The organism is Pelomicrobium sp. G1, assembly GCF_051905455.1.
Lineage (GTDB): Bacteria > Pseudomonadota > Gammaproteobacteria > Burkholderiales > UBA6910 > Pelomicrobium.
The window spans coordinates 1-293 of the sequence record NZ_JBQACR010000281.1 but is presented as its reverse complement, the minus strand read 5'-3'; the positions used below and the strand labels follow the sequence as shown (position 1 = coordinate 293).

Annotated in this window: 1 pseudogene; it reads left to right on the top strand. The window is 69.6% G+C overall.

What is annotated here, in order from left to right:
* Positions 1 to 293 (top strand): annotated as a pseudogene (locus tag ACTFO6_RS18510) (heavy metal translocating P-type ATPase); the annotation flags it as partial.

The window sequence follows — 293 nt, the reverse complement described above, 5'->3', positions numbered from 1 at the left end:
GACAAGACGGGAACGCTGTCGACCGGCAACATGGTCGTGGTCGGGGTGGTTGGCCCGCCCGAGGTCGTCGTTCGTGCCGCGGCCGTCGAGTGGTTTTCGTCCCACCCGATTGCCAAGGCGATCGCGCGGCTGGACGCGCACAGGACGGCCACGGATATCGAGATCTACCCGGGAAGAGGAGCGTTGGGCAGCGTCGGCGGCCGGCGCGTGGCGGTCGTTGGCAAGGCGTTCTTCTCGGCGCTGGGCTGGACGATCCCGGAGCCGCTTGCAGCCCGGATTGCTCCACGCCGCCC